Source organism: Actinomycetospora flava, assembly GCF_037400335.1.
GTDB classification, from domain to species: Bacteria; Actinomycetota; Actinomycetes; order Mycobacteriales; family Pseudonocardiaceae; genus Actinomycetospora; species Actinomycetospora flava.
In genome coordinates, this window is record NZ_JBBEGM010000009.1 from 107,538 (window position 1) to 122,465 (window position 14,928).

General features: G+C 74.5%; 19 protein-coding genes. 11 read left to right on the forward strand and 8 right to left on the reverse strand.

From position 1 onward, the window contains the following. The first annotated feature begins 99 nt into the window (after positions 1-99). Entirely contained in the window at positions 100-828 is a 729-nt protein-coding gene (locus WCD58_RS20920; protein ID WP_337704999.1) for a class II aldolase/adducin family protein, read from the forward strand. On the opposite strand, the gene WCD58_RS20925 is transcribed toward WCD58_RS20920, so the two are convergent. Beyond that, entirely contained in the window at positions 786-1,733 is a 948-nt protein-coding gene (locus WCD58_RS20925) for a MarR family winged helix-turn-helix transcriptional regulator (protein WP_337705000.1), read from the reverse strand. The genes WCD58_RS20920 and WCD58_RS20925 overlap by 43 nt on opposite strands. 193 nt (positions 1,734-1,926) lie before the next feature. Here WCD58_RS20925 and WCD58_RS20930 point away from each other — a divergent pair, with 193 nt between their 5' ends. Genes WCD58_RS20930 through WCD58_RS20940 form a run of 3 tightly spaced genes read left to right on the forward strand, consistent with a single transcriptional unit; the run spans position 1,927 to position 5,725 of the window. After that, positions 1,927-3,084: an LLM class flavin-dependent oxidoreductase gene (locus WCD58_RS20930; protein ID WP_337705001.1), complete on the forward strand. Its 1,158-nt coding sequence runs from the start codon at positions 1,927-1,929 to the stop codon at positions 3,082-3,084. Next, on the forward strand, positions 3,081-4,577 hold the full coding sequence (locus WCD58_RS20935) for an aldehyde dehydrogenase family protein (RefSeq protein WP_337705002.1): 1,497 nt from the start codon (positions 3,081-3,083) through the stop codon (positions 4,575-4,577). The genes WCD58_RS20930 and WCD58_RS20935 overlap by 4 nt, the downstream gene beginning before the upstream one ends. Before the next feature lie 17 nt (positions 4,578-4,594). Further along, positions 4,595-5,725 (forward strand): cobalamin-independent methionine synthase II family protein, encoded by a 1,131-nt coding sequence (locus WCD58_RS20940; protein WP_337705003.1) that lies wholly within the window; start codon positions 4,595-4,597, stop codon positions 5,723-5,725. 8 nt (positions 5,726-5,733) lie between these two features. Here the strand turns inward: WCD58_RS20940 and WCD58_RS20945 are convergent, their stop codons facing one another. After that, positions 5,734-6,663, reverse strand: coding sequence for a LysR family transcriptional regulator (locus WCD58_RS20945; RefSeq protein WP_337705004.1), 930 nt, complete (start codon positions 6,661-6,663; stop codon positions 5,734-5,736). Between the two features lie 132 nt (positions 6,664-6,795). Between WCD58_RS20945 and WCD58_RS20950 the strand changes: the two genes are divergently transcribed. Beyond that, positions 6,796-7,308, forward strand: coding sequence for a cupin domain-containing protein (locus WCD58_RS20950; protein WP_337705005.1), 513 nt, complete (start codon positions 6,796-6,798; stop codon positions 7,306-7,308). 11 nt (positions 7,309-7,319) lie between these two features. On the opposite strand, the gene WCD58_RS20955 is transcribed toward WCD58_RS20950, so the two are convergent. The 4 genes from WCD58_RS20955 to WCD58_RS20970 are packed head-to-tail and all read right to left on the reverse strand — an operon-like array spanning position 7,320 to position 10,445. Further along, positions 7,320-8,189 (reverse strand): sugar phosphate isomerase/epimerase family protein, encoded by an 870-nt coding sequence (locus WCD58_RS20955; protein ID WP_337705006.1) that lies wholly within the window; start codon positions 8,187-8,189, stop codon positions 7,320-7,322. Then, positions 8,186-8,947 carry an SDR family NAD(P)-dependent oxidoreductase gene (locus tag WCD58_RS20960; RefSeq protein ID WP_337705007.1) on the reverse strand — a complete coding sequence of 254 codons (762 nt, stop codon included), beginning with the start codon at positions 8,945-8,947 and terminating at the stop codon, positions 8,186-8,188. The genes WCD58_RS20955 and WCD58_RS20960 overlap by 4 nt, the downstream gene beginning before the upstream one ends. Then, positions 8,944-9,597, reverse strand: a complete 654-nt coding sequence (locus WCD58_RS20965; RefSeq protein ID WP_337705008.1) for a nitroreductase family protein — start codon at positions 9,595-9,597, stop codon at positions 8,944-8,946. Before WCD58_RS20965 ends, WCD58_RS20960 begins: the two co-directional genes overlap by 4 nt. Continuing rightward, a complete protein-coding gene (locus WCD58_RS20970; RefSeq protein ID WP_337705009.1) occupies positions 9,594-10,445 on the reverse strand; it encodes an alpha/beta fold hydrolase in 852 nt (283 codons plus the stop codon). Before WCD58_RS20970 ends, WCD58_RS20965 begins: the two co-directional genes overlap by 4 nt. A 245-nt stretch (positions 10,446-10,690) precedes the next feature. Between WCD58_RS20970 and WCD58_RS20975 the strand changes: the two genes are divergently transcribed. Together WCD58_RS20975 and WCD58_RS20980 are read left to right on the forward strand one after the other, a co-directional pair. Beyond that, entirely contained in the window at positions 10,691-11,203 is a 513-nt protein-coding gene (locus WCD58_RS20975) for a DUF421 domain-containing protein (RefSeq protein WP_337705010.1), read from the forward strand. A 19-nt stretch (positions 11,204-11,222) separates the two neighbouring features. Beyond that, positions 11,223-11,558 (forward strand): DUF1330 domain-containing protein, encoded by a 336-nt coding sequence (locus WCD58_RS20980; protein ID WP_337705011.1) that lies wholly within the window; start codon positions 11,223-11,225, stop codon positions 11,556-11,558. Positions 11,559-11,597: 39 nt separating this feature from the next. Here WCD58_RS20980 and WCD58_RS20985 read toward each other — a convergent pair whose 3' ends face one another. Continuing rightward, entirely contained in the window at positions 11,598-11,987 is a 390-nt protein-coding gene (locus tag WCD58_RS20985; RefSeq protein ID WP_337705012.1) for a DUF5997 family protein, read from the reverse strand. A gap of 42 nt (positions 11,988-12,029) precedes the next feature. Here WCD58_RS20985 and WCD58_RS20990 point away from each other — a divergent pair, with 42 nt between their 5' ends. Further along, complete coding sequence (locus tag WCD58_RS20990) at positions 12,030-12,716, forward strand: LysR family substrate-binding domain-containing protein (RefSeq protein WP_337705013.1); 687 nt, start codon at positions 12,030-12,032, stop codon at positions 12,714-12,716. A 15-nt stretch (positions 12,717-12,731) separates the two neighbouring features. Here WCD58_RS20990 and WCD58_RS20995 read toward each other — a convergent pair whose 3' ends face one another. After that, positions 12,732-13,142, reverse strand: coding sequence for a hypothetical protein (locus WCD58_RS20995; protein ID WP_337705014.1), 411 nt, complete (start codon positions 13,140-13,142; stop codon positions 12,732-12,734). 167 nt (positions 13,143-13,309) lie between these two features. On the opposite strand from WCD58_RS20995, the gene WCD58_RS21000 reads away from it, so the two are divergent. The 3 genes from WCD58_RS21000 to WCD58_RS21010 all read left to right on the forward strand — a co-directional run bounded on the left by WCD58_RS21000 (position 13,310) and on the right by WCD58_RS21010 (position 14,907). Then, complete coding sequence (locus WCD58_RS21000) at positions 13,310-13,747, forward strand: tautomerase family protein (RefSeq protein WP_337705015.1); 438 nt, start codon at positions 13,310-13,312, stop codon at positions 13,745-13,747. Between the two features lie 19 nt (positions 13,748-13,766). Next, positions 13,767-14,501: an aspartate/glutamate racemase family protein gene (locus WCD58_RS21005; protein WP_337705016.1), complete on the forward strand. Its 735-nt coding sequence runs from the start codon at positions 13,767-13,769 to the stop codon at positions 14,499-14,501. Between the two features lie 205 nt (positions 14,502-14,706). Continuing rightward, on the forward strand, positions 14,707-14,907 hold the full coding sequence (locus WCD58_RS21010; RefSeq protein ID WP_337705017.1) for a hypothetical protein: 201 nt from the start codon (positions 14,707-14,709) through the stop codon (positions 14,905-14,907). Positions 14,908-14,928: the final 21 nt, after the last annotated feature.

Genomic DNA, 14,928 nt, shown 5'->3' on the forward strand with positions numbered 1-14,928 from the left:
TACGGGACAGTACGTTCGGGCACATCGACGGTCAAGAGCGGAGCCGATCACCGACTATCATCCGTATACGTTCGTCTTGCCGAGCTCCGAGGAGGCGCCGTGTCCGAGGTCGTCGGGGACGTCGTGACCGCCCACCGAGCCCTCGCCGCCGCGGGTCAGGCCGACCTGGTGTGGGGCCACGCCGCGGTGCGCGACCCCGCGGGGCGCGGCCTCTGGACGAAGGCCGCGGGCTGGGGCATGGAGGAGGTCACGCCCGAGCGGGTGGTGCTGCTGTCCGACGACGGGGAGGTTCTGGCCGGCGAGGGACCGCGGCACATCGAGTTCCACATCCACGCCGCCCTGCTGCGGGCGCGTCCCGACGCGTCCGCGACCGTCCACACGCACGCCGAGGCCGCGGCGGCGTTCGCGGCGCTCGACGTGCCGCTGCGCCCCCTGTCCCACGACGCGGTCCCGTTCGCCGACCCCGACGTCGCGCGGTTCCGCCGCACGAGCGACCTCATCGCCACCGCCGCGCTGGGCGACGCGCTCGCCGCGGCGGTCGGGACGGCCGCGGGGTGCCTCGTGCCGGGCCACGGGCTGGTCACCGTCGGGGCCGACGTGGCGAGCGCGGTGATGTTCGCGGCGCTGCTCGAGCGCGCGTGCCGGATCCAGCTCGCCGCGGCCGGGGGCGGCGGTCCCGCGATCTGGACGCCGGACGCCGAGGTCCGTGTGAAGCGCGAGAGCGTCTGGAACGCCCGGCAGCTCGACGCCGGCTTCCGCTACCTGGTGCGGCGGGCGGACGCGCTCTACGGACCCGCCGGGTCGGGACCGTCGGCGTCCTCGGCGTAGGCCAGCAGCCGGAGCCGGTCGAGGAACAGACCGCGCTCCCGCTCGGCCGGCAGCGGGGCGAGCATCCTGACCTGCACGCGCTCGACCGCCGCGGTGATCTGGGCGACCTCGCCGCGGGCGTCGTCGGTGAGGGTCAGCAGCCGCCGGCGGGCGTCGCCGGGATCCCGCGTCCGCGCGACCCAGCCGCGGCGGGCGAGCCGGGCGACGATGTCGGCCATGCTCGACCGGTCGACGGACGCGAGCTCGGCACCCGTGCCCTGGTCGACACCGTCGGCGTGCGACCACAGCGCGCTGAGGACCGCGTACTGCGGTGCGGTCATCACGCGGCCGACCTCCTCGTTCCAGGCCACCGTGTGCACCTGCTGCGCGCGCCGGATGAGGTGGCCGGGCGAGTTCGCCAGGACCAGGATCGAGTCGTCGACGTGGCCGGGCACCGGAGGCTCACCCGCGTAGGCGACCAGCCGGAGGGCGTCCACGAACGCCTCGCGCGTCCCCGCCGGCAGGGGCGCGAGGACGCTCGCCTGGACCGCGGCGACCCGGCGGGTGACGTCCGGGATCGCGGTGCGGGCCAGCGCGGTGAGGCTCAGCGTCTTGCGCCGCGCGTCGGCGGGGTCCTTGCGGAACCGCAGCCAGCCCTGCCCCTCGAGGCGGGCCACGACGTCGGCGGTGCTCGACTTGTCCAGCGAGGCGCGCTCGCCGACCGCCCGCTGGTCGAGCGTGCTGTCGGCGCCGATCGCGCAGATCACGGCGTACTGCGGGCCGGTGAGGTCGCCGCCGAACTCGCGCGTCCAGAGCAGCGTGTGCCGCTGCTGCGCGCGCCGCACGAGGTGTCCGGGCGCCTCCCGGAGCTCGACCATCGAGGCCTGCGCCCGCGGTCGTCCCCGTCCTGGCATCACGTCCGTCACCGGGCGAACCCCTCCTCCCCCACTCTGCGGAGATCGTACTCGGCACGGTCGACCGTGTACGGATCGCAGGGCGTCAGCTCGCCGGCCGGGCCGAAGCTGCACATCAGGCCGTTGACAGGCATCGGGACCGCTCGTAGCTTCCTCAATACTCCGTATACGTTGTATTTCCTTCCCTGCCGTCGAGGAGGACGCCGTGACCGTGGGAACCCGCCCGGAGACGCCGCGCGCCGACCAGCTGCGCGAGGCCCGCCACCCCGTCTACGTCGACCGGACGCTCCGGCTCGGGACCTTCTCGACCAACCTGTCCGGCGGCTGCGCGATCTCGACCGTCGACGGCGTGCTCGAGGCCGACTGGGGCCAGACGACCGCGCTCGCCGCGATGGGCGACGCGATGGAGTTCGAGGCGCTCGTGCCCGTCGGCCGCTGGCGCGGCTTCGGCGGCCCCACCAACTTCAACGGCGCCGGGTTCGAGTGCTTCACCTGGGCGGCCGGGATCGCCAGCGCCACCGAGCGGGCCGGGCTCTTCGTGACCTCGCACGTCCCGACCATCCACCCCGTCATGGCGGCCAAGCAGGCCGCCACGATCGACCACATCTCCGGCGGGCGGCTCGCGCTCAACGTCGTCACGGGCTGGCACGCCCCGGAGATCGAGATGTTCGGCGCGGAGCTCCTCCCCCACGACGAGCGCTACGCGGTCGGCCAGGAGTGGGTCGACATCATCGTGCGGCTCTGGACCGCCGAGGAGCCGTTCAGCTACGACGGGAAGTACTTCCGGGTCACCGAGGCCTCGATCGCGCCCCGGCCCCTGCAGGCGCCCCACCCCGTGCTGATGAACGCCGGCAGCTCCGGGGCGGGACGGCACTTCGGCGCCCGCAACTGCGACGTGCTGTTCGCCAGTTCCGACCTCGCGCAGCAGAGCCCGGAGGCGATGCGCGTGAAGGTCGACGACCTCAAGCGGCTCGCGCGCGAGGAGTACGGCCGCGAGGTGCAGGTCTGGACCAACGCGTACGTCGTCCAGGAGGACACCGAGGCCGAGGCCCGGCAGTTCCTCGACTACTACGTCAACCAGCGGGGCGACTGGGAGGCGGTCGACAACCTCGTCACGGGCATGGGCATCAACTCGCAGTCCTTCGCCCCCGAGACGCTCGAGGCCATGAAGTTCCACTTCATCGCGGGCTGGGCCGGCTACCCGATCGTCGGGACGAAGGAGCAGGTCGCGGACACCCTCATCGAGCTGAGCACCACCGGCGGGCTCGACGGGGTCGTGCTGTCGTGGCCCCGCTACCTGCAGGACATGGCCCGGTTCCAGGAGGAGACCCACCCGCTGCTGGTGCAGGCGGGCGTGCGGTGACGACGACCGACGTCACGGACTCCACCGACGCGGCGGCCGCCAACGACCGTCGCGTCCGCGAGCTGCTCGACCGGGACTGGCGCCTCCTCATCGGCGGCGAGCTGGTGGCGACCCCACGGACGTTCACCGTCACCAGCCCCTACAGCCGGCACGCGATCGCCGAGGTCCCCGACGGGACGGCGGCCGACGCCACGGCCGCCGTCGAGGCGGCCGGGCGCGCGTACCCCGGGTGGGCCGCGCGGCCCGCGACGGCGCGCGCCGACGTGGTGCACGCCCTCGCGGACGCGGTGGCCGAGCGCGCCCACGACCTGGCGCTGCTCGACGCCGTCGACGGCGGGGCGCCGATCTCCGTGATGGCGGGCGACGTGCGGATGGCCGTCACCGCGCTGCGCTGGTTCGCCGGGCTGGCGCTGGAGATGAAGGGCTCCTCGGTGCCCGCCAGCACCGGCCTGCACTTCACCGAGCGCCAGCCCTACGGCGTCGTCGCGAAGATCATCCCCTTCAACCACCCGATCATGTTCGCGGCCAGCAAGATCGCCGCGCCGCTGGTCGCCGGTAACACCGTCGTGCTCAAGCCCTCCGAGGCCACCCCGCTCTCGGCGCTGCTGCTCGCCGAGATCTGCCGCGAGGTCCTGCCCCCGGGCGTCGTGAACGTCGTCGTCGGCGACGGCCCCGAGGTCCCGGACGCCCTGGTGCGCCATCCCGACGTCCACCGCATCGGCTTCACCGGCAGCGAGCGCACCGGCCGCGGCATCCAGCGCGCCGCCGCCGAGGTCGGCGTCAAGACCGTCACCCTCGAGCTCGGCGGGAAGAACGCGCTGATCGCCTTCCCCGACGCCGACCCGGACGAGGTCGCGCGCGCCGCGGTGCAGGGCATGAACTTCACCTGGTCCGGCCAGTCGTGCGGCTCGACGTCGCGGCTGCTGCTGCACGAGTCGATCGCCGAGGACGTCGTCGGCCGGCTCCGCGGCCTGCTCGGCGAGCAGCACTACCGCTCACCCCTCGACCCCGCCGCCGACAAGGGCACGATGGTCAGTCAGCGGCAGTTCGACCGCGTCGTCGGCTACCTCGACGACGCACGGCGCGACGGTGCGCGGGTCCTGGTCGGCGGCGGGCGACCCGACGGGGTCGGCGACGCCCTGTTCATCGCGCCGACCGTGCTCGACGGCCTCCCGCCGACGCACCCGGTCGCCACGGAGGAGATCTTCGGACCGGTGCTGACCGTGCTGCGCTTCCGTGACGAGCCCGAGGCCGTCGCCCTCGCCAACGGGGTGCGCTACGGGCTGACCGGGAGCGTCTTCACCGACGACGTCCGCCGCGCGCACCGCGTCGCGCGCGCCCTCGAGACCGGCTACGTCTGGATCAACACGGCGGGGCCGCACTACCTCGGCATGCCCTACGGCGGCTGGAAGAACTCGGGGGTCGGGCTCGAGGAGGCCTCCGACGAGCTGCTCAGCTACACGCGGGTCAAGTCCGTGAACGTCGCCCTGTGACCAGGAAGGACAGCACCATGTCGAGCGGCCCCCTCGACGACCTGCGGGTCGACAACGTCGGGAGCCTCCTGCGCCCGCCGTCGCTGATCGAGGCCTTCGCCCGGTTCCGCAGCGGCGGGCTCTCGCCGGAGACGCTGCGCGACGCCCAGGACGACGCGGTGCGCGAGGTCGTCCGCGCGCAGGAGAAGGTCGGCCTGCCCGTCGTGGTCGACGGCGAGTACCGCCGGTCCACCTTCATGGACAGCTTCGCCGAGGTCGACGGGTACCGGGAGCTGGGCGGCAACCTGTGGGCCTCCCACGCCGACCGGGTGCTCGACGCCGCCGCCGGCGACCGCGCCGAGGCCCCGTCCGCGTCGAGCGCGACCGTCGCCACCGAGCGCCTGCGGCTGCGCGAGAGCGCCCCGCGGCGCGAGTTCGTGTTCGCGCAGGACTGCACCGACCGTCCGGTGAAGACGACGCTGCTCGGTCCCGACAGGATCTTCCAGACCTTCGACGCCGCCGGCTCGTCCGCGGTCTACCCCGACCCGTGGGCGTTCCTCGACGACGTCGTCGCGGTGGAGCGCGACATCGTCGCCGGCCTCGTGGACGCCGGGTGCCGCTACGTCCACGTCGACGCGCCGGGCCTGACCGCCTACGTCGACCCGCCCTCGCTCGAACGCTTCCGGCGGCGGGGACTGGACCCCGCCGAGCTGCTCACCCGCACACTCGCGGCCGAGAACGCCGTCGTCCGGGACACACCGGGCACGACGTTCGGCATCCATCTCTGCCGCGGCAACGAGCAGGGCCACTGGCACCGCGAGGGTTCCTACGACGCCATCGCGGAGCAGGTCTTCGGCGAGCTGACCCACCAGCGGCTCCTGCTGGAGTACGACACCGAACGGGCCGGGACCTTCCGCGCGCTGCGCTTCGTGCGCCCGGGGACCACCGTCGTGCTCGGCGTCGTGAGCACCAAGTCCGCCCGCGTGGAGACGGTCGACGAGGTCGTCGCCCGGATCGAGGACGCCGCGCGGTACGTGGCGCTCGACCGGCTCGCGATCAGCCCGCAGTGCGGGTTCGCGTCCACCATCGAGGGCAACGACCTCACCGCGGACGAGCAGTGGCGCAAGTTCGACGTGCTGCTCCGGGCCGCCGAGACGGTCTGGGGCTGACGCACGCCTCACCCGGCGCGGCCCCGCACGGCACGCAGCCGGGACCCGACGCCGGGACAGTGCTCGGCGGTGACGGCGAGGAAGGCGTCGACCACCGGCGAGTCGGTCTCGGCGCGGTGGACGAGGCAGAGGTCGGGGAGCGGCACGACGGGCTCCACCTCGAGCAGGGCGGTACCGGGGCGCACGAGACCGCGGGCGCAGGACGGGAGGAGCCCGACCCCGAAGCCGCAGGCCGCGAGGCCGATGATGGTGTGGACGTCGCGGGCGTGGGTCGTCGACAGGGTCGCGTCACGGTCGGCCAGGAGCTCCGCGAGGGCGGTGACCGTCGAGGGCTCGTCGTCGCTCGTGGTCAGGACCAGCGGTTGCCGCCGCAGCTGGTCGACGGTGATCACGCCCCGGGCGGCGAGCGGGTGGGCGCGCGAGCAGATCCCGACGAGCTGATCGTGGCCGACCGCGACGGCCTGCAGCCTCTCGGCGCCCGGGCCCCGCGGCATCCCCCGGCAGACGGCGAGGTCGATCTCGCCGGCGACGAGCGCGGCGGTGCTCTGGGCGCTGGAGAGCTCGCGGCAGCCGACGCCGACGCCGGGGTGGGTCGTCCGGAAGCGCGCCAGCAGCCCCGGCAGCAGCTCGATGAGGGCGGAGCCGATGATCCCCAGCCGCAGCGTCCCGCTCTGACCGCGCGCGGCGCGGCGGGCGTCCTCGGCGCCCACGTCGACCTGCTCGAGGATGCGGCGGGCGTGGGCGACGAAGACCTCGCCGGCCACCGTCGGGATCGTGCCGCGACCGGTGCGCTCGAACAGGCGCGTGCCGAGTTCCTCCTCGACGGCCGCCACCTGACGCGAGAGCGGCGGCTGGGCGATCCCCAGGGCGCGCGCGGCCCGGCCGACGTGCCGGTGCTCGGCGACGGCGACGACGTAGCGCAGGTGCCGCAGTTCCATCGTCGGCATTATCGACCTGCTCCCTGATATCCAGGAGGTATCAGGCCGATCCTCCTGTGGACCCTCCCCCGCCCGCGATCTCGTCCCGGGCACGGTGGGCGTGCTCGCGTCGAGAAGACAGGAGGGCCTGCGATGAAGCTGGTGACGACCGGACGGGACGGCGCCGGACGCTCGGTGTTCGTCGAGGACGATCGACCGGCGGCGCTCGTGGCGTCGGGCTTCGCCGGCCTGGTGAACACGCCCCTGTGGGCCGACGACGAGGTGCCCGCCGTCGGCGCGGACGGGTCCCGCCCGACCACGGCCGGGGACTTCCTGCCGCCGCCGGGAGGACACCGCTTCTTCGTGCTCACCATCGCCCCGGACCAGGTCGAGACCGCGCCTCCGACGACGGCGCAGGTGGCCGAGTTCGAGTCCCTCTTCCCCGGTCTCCTCGCGACCTACGACGGGGAGCCGGGGATGCACGCCACCCGGACGACCGACCTCGGGATCCTGCTCGCCGGGCGCCTGGTGCTCGAGCTCGACGACGGTGCGGAACGGGTCCTCGAGGCCGGCGACGCGTTCGTGCAGACCGGGACCCGTCACCGCTGGCGCAACCCCGGCCCGGACGCCGCGACCTTCGCCGTGGTCATGATCGGCGCCCGCTGACCCGGCCGCGCTCACCCTCGCCATCCCGGCGCCCGCAGCGCGGCGAGCACGGCGGCGTTGTGCTGCAGCGTCGCCAGCGGGCTCCGCTCCGAGCTCAGGTCCTCCAGCGAGACCCAGCCCCGGTATTCGGCGTCCACGAGGTGGCCGAGCACGGCGCCGACGTCCACCACGCCGTCGTCGAGGGGGCTCCACGTCGCGCGGTGCACGCGCACCGGCCCGGGCGTCGCCGGGTCCGGGGCGAACCGCGCGTTCTTGAGGTGCACGTGCCGCAGGTGCGCGCCGAGCAGCGCGATGCCGATCCGGTGGTCCTCGTAGCCCTCGACGACCATGTTGCCCACGTCGTAGATCACGCCCACGCGGTGCGGGTCGAAGTGCGCGACCAGCCGCTCGGCGAGCGAGGCGCTCGGGAAGATCGTGTCCTGGTGGATCTCCACGACGACGCTGCTGCCGTGGTCGACCGCGATCGCCGCGGCCTCGCCGGTGAACGCGAGGGCCCGGTCGAACAGCTCGCGGTAGCCCGGCCCGCCGCGGTGGGGGCGCGGGCCCTGCAGCCTGATCTGCGGCGCGGAGGCCGCCTGCGCCAGCGCGGCGACGCGCCGGAACGTCTCGAGGTCGCCGGTGCGGACGTAGGGGGTGAGCCCGATGAGGTGGAGGCCGGCGTCCGCGCTGATCCGCGCCGCGCGCCGGCCGTCCCGCGGGTCGAGGTCCAGCGTGGTGCGGTTGTCGGCGAGGAAACGGCGCGCCGGGCTGTCCCGGGCGCGGGGCGGCTCGCCGACCTTGCACTCGAGGCCCTCGAAGCCTGCGCCCGCGGCGGCCGCGGCCGCCTCGGCGAGGCTCAGCGTGGGCAGGGCGACCGTGGCGTAGCCCCAGCGCAGGGTCACGGCAGCGGGGCCAGCTGGGCGCCGCCGCAGACGTGGAGGACCTCGCCGGTGATGGTGCGCGCGGCCGGGGACGCCAGGAAGGCGACGGCCTGGGCGACGTCCTCGGGCTCGGTGAGGGTGCCGAGCGGGGTGATGCGCCGTTGCCGCTTCACCAGGTCCGACCAGCTCTGCTCGTCGTGCCCGCGCCGGGTGAAGGCGGTCGCGACGAACCCGGGCGCGACCGCGTTCGCCGTCACCCCGTGCGGGGCCAGTTCGGTCGCCAGCGAGCGCGTCAGCCCGACCAGGCCGGCCTTGGCCGCGACGTAGATCGGCGCGCCGCCGCTGAGCCAGACACGGGAGGCGATGTTGACCACGCTCCCCGCCCGCTGCCGCTCCCAGTACGGATGGACGGCCCGGCAGAGCAGCATCGGACCGCGCAGGTCGACCCGGTGCACCTCGTCCCAGTCCTCCGTCCGCAGGGCGGCGATCCCGCCCCGGCGCTGGATCGCCGCGTTGTTGACGACGACGTCGATGCGACCGCAGCCCGCCCCCACCCGGTCGACGAGGCGCTGGACCGAGTCGGGGTCGGCGACGTCGACCTGCTCGGTCCGCAACCGCTCGTCGGCCCCGGACCAACCGATGCGGGCGCTCGCCCGCGACGCGGCGTCCCGGTCGACGTCGGCCAGCACCACGACGTCCCCGGCGCCGTGCAGACGCCGGGCGATCGCGGTGCCCAGAGCCCCACCGGCTCCGGTGACGATGCTGACCCGGCCGCTCACCACGTCTCCCAGTGCAGGACCTCGTCGACGTCGACGCGGGGGCCCGGCCGGAAGTCGGTGCCCACGGTGTGGGCGAGCGGGATGAGCGCGGCCTGCATCACGGTGTCGTAGGGGATCCCGAGCAGGCTCGCGACGACGCGCTCGACGGGCATGGTCCCGGTGGTCCAGACGGTGCCGAGCCCGTGCAGACGGGCGGCCAGCATGAAGCTCCAGACCGCCGGGAGCACGGAGCCCCACTGGCCGGCCTGCCGGTCGGCGCCGAGCCCGTCGGTCCGACCCTCGATGCACGGCACGACCAGCACGGGCACGCGGTGCAGGTTCTCCTTGAGGTGGTCGAGCCCGCTCCACACCCGTTGCATCGAGCGCGGGTCCTGGTACGCCCGCCGCATGTCGGCGTCGGACATCGGGCTGTCGCCCTGGCCGATCCCGGCGCGCCACAGGTCCGCGAGCGCCGCGCGCCGCGCGGGGTCGGTGACCACGACGAAGCTCCACCGCTGGGAGTTCCGGCCCGACGGGGCCTGCATCGCGAACTCGACGCAGCGCCGGACGAGCAGCGGGTCGACCGGCCGATCGAGATCCAGCCGGCGCCGGACCGCGCGGGTGGTGGTCAGCAGCTCTGCGGCCGAGAGGTCGAGGGACGTGACGGTCACGAGGACACCTCCTGAGAGGGGGACGGGGACGGGACGGCGCGCCGGAGCCACCGGTCGACCGCGGCCGCGACGCGGGCCGGGCGCTCCTCGTGGATCCAGTGACCGGCGCCGGGGCAGACGCGGACCTCGGAGTCCGGGTGCGTGACGAGGCCGCGCTCCCACGAGGCCTGCTCCGGGCGCCGGTGCAGCGCCAGCACCGGTTGCGTCCGCCGCGCGAGCACGATCTCCGCCTCCGGCCGGAAGCGGGGCGAGGGGAGCCCGCCGACGAGGCCGGCGAGCGTCCCCCGGACGGCGTGCGCCGGGACGCGCGCGGCGTCGGCGCGGTGCGCGGCCCGCAGCGCGGGCGAGGCGGTGTCCGCGTCGATGCGGTCGAAGAGCTCGGCGACCGCCGCGCGCAGGACGTCGTCGTCGGGGATCGCCGCAACGGCGGCGAGCCGGTCGCGGGCACCGGGATCCCCGCCGTAGTCCGGGTCCACGAGCACCATCCCCGCGACCAGGTCCGGGCGCTGCACCGCCAGCCGGCTCGTCACGGAGCAGCCCAGCGAGTGCGCGACGACCACCGCCCCGCGCAGCCCCTCCGCATCGAGCAGTGCTGCGAGGTCGCCGGCCAGGTCCGGGAGCGCGTAGCCGGAGGGCGGCGCCGAGCTGGCGCCGTGCCCGCGCAGGTCGACCGCGAGGACCCGACGCTGCTCCCGCCACCGCGGCGCGAGGTGCGCCCACGTCCGGTGGGATCCCAGCCAGCCGTGGACGAGCAGGAACGGTGGCGCCCCGGGCGGCGACGATCCGCCGTCGTCGACCGCCAACCGCAGACCGGGCAGTCGGACGAGCCGCACCGTGCTCACAGCCATGGTCGGCCCTCCGTGGTCGTGTCCGCCGCACCGTCACGGTGCCGCGCACCGACCGGCGCGGCGGCCGCGATGAACCACACGACCGCCGCCGATACCTCTGCGGTATCGCGTCTCCCACCGCCGAGCCGGCGGAGGGCGGAGCAGGCGTTGCTCCTGGGCGGGCGCCACCCCGACGCCGTCGTCACCAGCGCGCCGGCCGCTCTCGGGGTCGGCCTGGTCGGGCTCGCACCCCGATGATGGCCGGCATGACCGGCCAACTCGGTACCGATCCCGTCACCGCGCTCCAGGTGGTCGTCGCGACGGTGGGCATCTGCCTCACCCTCCTCGTCCTGGTCCGCCTGTCGGGCGCGCGCAGCCTCGCGACGATGTCGGGGACGGACGTGGCGTGCGTGATCGCGCTCGGCGCGATGGTGGGTCGCACGACCCTGCTCGCCGACCCGACCCTCGCGACCGGCGCGATCGCGCTCGTCGTCCTGTTCGGCCTCCAGCGGCTCCTGGCGCGGCTGGAGCGTCGACCGGCCTGGGGACGCCTCCTGACCCGGCGTCCCGTGGTCCTCGTGGTCGACGGCGAGGTCCGGGCCGAGGGGCTGCGACGGGCCAGGATGAGCGACGACGACCTGCGCCAGCGACTGCGCCTGGCCGGCGCCGCGCGCCGGGACGAGGTCCGGCTGGCGGTGCTGGAACGCACCGGGCAGGTCAGCATGGTCCGCGGTGCCGCCCCTGAACCGTGGCTGCTCGCCGACCTCGCGACCGAGTAGGCGCTGCCAGACTGCCGCCATGAGTGCGATCTATGCGCTGAACCTGTTCGACCTCGCCCCGAACGACGACTACAAGGCCTACTCGAAGCGCTCCGTCGCCGCGGTCGGCAAGCACGGCGGCAGCGTCGTCGCATTGGGCAGGCTCAGCGAGGACTCCCCCAGCACCGGCGACTCCCCCCGCCAGGTCCTCGTGCTCGTCGAGTGGCCCTCCCCCGAGGCGTTCCAGGCGTTCAAGGACGACCCCGACCACGTCGACCTCCACCCGCTGCGCGAGGGCGGCACGGAGAACTACCTCTGGTGGGCCTACGACAAGCTCGAGGACCTCCGCCCGGTGCTCAACGACCGCGGCCTCTGACGGAGGCCGTCGCGCCGGGCGGGCGCCGGCCGGGAGTGGTTAGCGGGCGCCCTGGTTGCCCGCGCGCTCGGCGCGCAGGCGGGCCTCCTCGCGCTGCACCTCGGCGCGGAGGTTCCGCTCGCGGCGCAGCCACTCCGGCTGTTCCTCCTTCAACGCCGCGATCTGGGCCGTGGTCAGCGGCTCGGTGATCTCCGCCCGGGCCAGGCCGGAGATCGACACACCGAGCCGGTCCGCGACGACGGGGCGCGGGTGCGGGCCGTCGCGCCGCAGCTCGCGCAGCCACGCGGGCGGGTCGGCCTGCAGCGCGTCGAGCTCCTCCCGGGAGATGACGCCGTCGCGGAACTCGGCGGGCGTCGCGTCGAGGTGCACGCCCAGCTTCTTCGCCGCCGTCGCGGGCTTCATCGTCTGCGTCGCCCTCTGCCGCGTCATCGGTGCAGATTATCCGGCCCGACCGGCCGATAGCCTGGGCCCGTGACCCAGCCCGGCGACGCCGTGACCTTCCGGCTCGGCTACGTCCCGGGTGCCACGCCGGGCAAGTGGGCGCGGATCTGGGCCGAGCGTCGTCCCGACGTCCCCCTCGAGCTCGTCGGCGCGAGCACGGACGAGGTGGTGGACCGAATCCGGGCCGGGACGGTGGACGCCGGGGTGGTGCGGCTGCCGATCGACCGGACCGGGCTGCACGCGATCCCGCTCTACACCGAGACCACCGTGGTCGTCGCGCCGAAGGAGCACGTGCTCACCGCGGTCGACGAGGCGGGGCTCGACGACCTGGCCGACGACGTCGTCCTCCGACCGCAGGACGACACCCTCCCCTGGCCCGGCGACAGGCCGGGCCGGGCGGCGGTGTACGACCCCCCGACGACCGCCGAGGCGGTCGAGCTCGTCGCGGCGGGCGTCGGCCTGCTGGTCCTCCCCCAGTCGCTGGCCCGGCTGCACCACCGTCGGGACCTCACCCACCGACCGGTGGCCGACGCGCCGCAGTCCAGCGTCGTCCTCACCTGGCCGGACGCGGAGAACACCGAGCTGATGGAGGAGTTCATCGGCGTCGTCCGCGGACGCACCGCCAACAGCTCCCGCACGCCACGCCGGGAGGGCCCGTCGCCGAGCGCGGCCGCGACGAAGAGACCGTCGCGGCGCCGCACGGCCCGTCGTCGGTGACCACGGACGGCCCACTCAGCCGTTGGCGGCGTCGACGGCCTCGATCACCTTGAGGTCGTCGCGGACCGCCCAGTGGTCGGTGAGGTACTCGCCGTCGGTGGCGAAGACGTGCAGCTGCTTCCAGGCGATCAGGGCGCCGCTCGGCGGCCGGTCCCCCAGCCAGGGCATCCCGCTGTGGACGTGCCGGCCGTGCAGGGTCACCCACACCGCGATCCGCCCGTCGTCGAGCCTGCCCCAGCCGTGCAGCTCGGCGCGGCGCTCCTCGAAGCTCGACTCGATCCAGCCCCAGACGACGTCCCACGTCCCCGGCCCGCGCCGGCCGCTGACGTGGTCGTGCAGATCGTCCCGCATCATCGCCTGGAACCCGGGCTCGCCGTGCGCGATCCACCCGGCATAGGCCTGCGCGACCTGCTCCGCCTCGAGCACCGGCCCACTCTGGCACGGGCTCGGGCAGTGGTCACCCGTCCGGGCGCGCTCACCGCGGTCCCGGGTCGTTGGCTCGGGGTTGGAGCGGGGTGGGAGGCCCCTCGGACATCGTCGTTCCCGTCGCGGACCCCGCTCCCGGGGACCGCCCTCGAGGGGAAGGACACCCGATGCCCGTCTACCAGGTCGTGACCAGCGGAGTGGAGCTCACCGAGGAGCAGCGGGACACGCTCGCCACCCGGTTCACCCAGACCCACCACGAGACCACCGGCGCGCCCGACCCCTTCGTCCGGGTCGTGTTCCAGCCGATGCCACTGGGCCTGATGTACACCGCGGGCCGCGTCGAGCCGTCGCTCATCCTGAACGCCGGATGCCGCGCGGGACGCTCCGAGCAGACCCGCCACGAGCTGATGGACAAGCTCTACGCGGTCATCCAGGACGTCGTCGGACTGCCGGCCGACCAGGTCGTCCTGGTCGTCAGCGACACCCCCAGCAGCTGGCTCATGGAGGCCGGGATGGTGCTGCCCGAGCCCGTCCACGACGCCGAGGTGCAGTGGATGAAGAAGATCAACGAGCAGTTCCCCGGCAAGTACGCCCAGTACGTCTGACCGACGCGGAGGAGGAGCCGTGCCACACGCCGGCATCCTGGCCGCCAACCCGGACGGCGCGGCGCAGTGCTTCCTGCGCTACTGCCGAGCCGGCGCCGCGGAACTGGGCGGCCACACGTACCCCGACGTCAGCCTGGACTACATCGGGTTCGGCCACCATCTGCGCGCCTGGCAGGCCGGGGACCTCGACACGGTCGGGGCGTACCTCGCCCGGAGCGTGGCGCGCCTCGCCGCGTCGGGCGCGGAGTTCTTCGTCTGTCCCGACAACACCGCCCACCTCGTGCTCGACGAGATCGGACCCGAACTGCCCCTCCCCGGGATCCACATCGCCCAGGCCGTCGCCACGACGGCCCGCGCGGCCGGGCACCGCCGCGTGGGCGTCCTGGGCACGGCGTTCATCACCGGCAGCGCGCTCTACCCCACCTGGCTGGGCGCCGACGGGATCGAGGTCGAGACGCCCGCGCCACCGGACGCGGAGCGGCTCGACGGGATCATCTTCGGCGAGCTGGTCGACGGCATCGCGAGCGAGGCGTCCCGGGCCTGGTTCGTCGAGGTCGTCCGGGGTCTCGCCGCACGCGGCTGCGACGCCGTCGCCCTCGCCTCCACCGAGCTCCCGCTCCTGCTCGCACCCGACGACAGCCCCCTGCCCGTCATCGACTCGACCGTCGTGCTCGCCGACCGGGCCCTCGACACGGCACTGGGCCGCTCCTCGCTGCCCACCTGGCGCGGAGGTCGACACGGCGATCTCAGGTGAGCGACGGGGATCGAGCCGGCCGCCCGGTCGCCGGGGTTCGACTCCTCGGCGGCCGGGCATCTCTACTCCGTAGCGTCGGACCGTGGGCCGTGATGACCCGCGCTGCGGTTCCACTCGGGGGTTGGCCGTGTCCTCTCGTCTCTCCGTCCCGCGCCCGCGGTTGCTCGCCTGGGGGCAGCCGCCTGATCGTCGGCGGGGGGACGAGGTGCTCGGCGCCGCCGTCGCGCGGCAGCGCTACCACCGCGCGCTCTTCCTGCTGATCGGCTTCTGGGCTCTCGTCACGTGCGTGACGGCCGCCGTCTACCCCCTGGCCGCGCTCGTCGCCGCGGTCGCCGGGCTGACGCACATCATCGCCGGCTACCGGGTCGAGCAGCGGCGGCGGACCGAGGAACGGACGAGGGCCTAGCGAACCGGAACGCCGTGGGTC

Coding starts and splice junctions, on each gene's coding strand:
- WCD58_RS20950 (WP_337705005.1), top strand. CDS start 6,796: ATGAAGCTGGTGACGACCGGACGGGACGGCGCCGGACGCTCGGTGTTC.
- WCD58_RS20970 (WP_337705009.1), bottom strand. CDS start 10,445: ATGGCTGTGAGCACGGTGCGGCTCGTCCGACTGCCCGGTCTGCGGTTG.
- WCD58_RS20945 (WP_337705004.1), bottom strand. CDS start 6,663: ATGGAACTGCGGCACCTGCGCTACGTCGTCGCCGTCGCCGAGCACCGG.
- WCD58_RS20975 (WP_337705010.1), top strand. CDS start 10,691: ATGACCGGCCAACTCGGTACCGATCCCGTCACCGCGCTCCAGGTGGTC.
- WCD58_RS21000 (WP_337705015.1), top strand. CDS start 13,310: ATGCCCGTCTACCAGGTCGTGACCAGCGGAGTGGAGCTCACCGAGGAG.
- WCD58_RS20980 (WP_337705011.1), top strand. CDS start 11,223: ATGAGTGCGATCTATGCGCTGAACCTGTTCGACCTCGCCCCGAACGAC.
- WCD58_RS20940 (WP_337705003.1), top strand. CDS start 4,595: ATGTCGAGCGGCCCCCTCGACGACCTGCGGGTCGACAACGTCGGGAGC.
- WCD58_RS20985 (WP_337705012.1), bottom strand. CDS start 11,987: ATGACGCGGCAGAGGGCGACGCAGACGATGAAGCCCGCGACGGCGGCG.